This window comes from Planococcus sp. A6, assembly GCF_028823615.1.
Taxonomy (GTDB): Bacteria; Bacillota; Bacilli; order Bacillales_A; family Planococcaceae; genus Planococcus.
Genome location: NZ_JAPEHT010000255.1, coordinates 1 through 1141 on the forward strand (window position 1 = coordinate 1; position 1141 = coordinate 1141).

Here is a 1141-nt window from a genome sequence, read left to right on the forward strand (position 1 = left end):
GCGTTTTTTGCATCCTAAAGGCGCTAAAGGCAATGACGCCAGCGACTGGCATAATCAGCAGCGGACTGATAGGTGTAAAAACTGCGAGCATCATCAGCGTTCCAGCGACGACGTACAGCATTTTCGGGAAAGCGAACAATTGACGGGTAATATCGGATCCGAGGTTGCCATCCGACACGGCACGGGTGACGACAATCCCCATTGCCGTCGAAATCAACAGCGCCGGAATTTGGCTGACCAGTCCATCGCCGATTGATAGCAAAGTGAACAATTGCGCCGCTTCACCGATCGGCAAGCCGTGGACGACGACGCCGATCATCAAACCGCCGATGATATTGATGATGGTGATGATGATGCCGGCGATGGCATCGCCTTTAACGAATTTACTGGCACCGTCCATCGCGCCGTAGAAATCGGCTTCCTGGCCGACTTTTTCGCGGCGTGTTTTCGCTTCGCGGTCAGAAATCATGCCTGCGCCCAGATCAGCATCGATGCTCATTTGTTTACCAGGCATCGAATCGAGCGTGAAACGGGCCGCAACTTCTGCTACCCGCTCCGAACCTTTGGTGATAACGAGGAATTGGATGATGACCAAAATCAAGAACACCAAGATCCCAATGATGGCACTGCCCCCGACCACGAACGAGCCGAATGTTTCGATGACTTGTCCGCCGGTTTGATTGGTCAGGATCGAGCGTGTCGTCGAGACGTTCAAGCCGAGACGAAACAATGTCGTCAGCAGGAGGAGCGTCGGAAAGATCGAGAACTGCAACGGTTCTTGCGTGTTCATCGCCACCAGGATGATGGTCAGCGCCAAGCTGATATTGATCATGATTAAAATATCCAATAACAGCGGTGGCAGCGGGATAACCATCATGATGACAATCATGATCACCGATACCAATATCGCATAATCTCTGAATTTCAAACTACTTCCTCCTCTGTCGTGTTGCGGTTTGCTATGTATGTTGAAGATGATTCCGGATATTCCGCAAAACAGCTGGCTTTCCGGGGGGCTCGCGCTGAACTGATCCCCCAGGAGTCTGCGCTGCTTTGCTCCATATCCTTTTTTTGCTAATTATAAAAAGCGGAAGGCGGCGACTAATGAATAAGCGAAAGGCACTTGAGCTTGTTCATTTGC

1 protein-coding gene is annotated in these 1141 nt (G+C 51.2%); it reads right to left on the minus strand.

Going from position 1 to position 1141, the window contains the following annotated elements; translation table 11 throughout:
• Positions 1-928: FHIPEP family type III secretion protein (locus ON064_RS18300; protein ID WP_274625883.1), on the minus strand; the 928-nt coding region annotated here is incomplete at its 3' end.
• Positions 929-1141 lie beyond the last annotated feature (213 nt).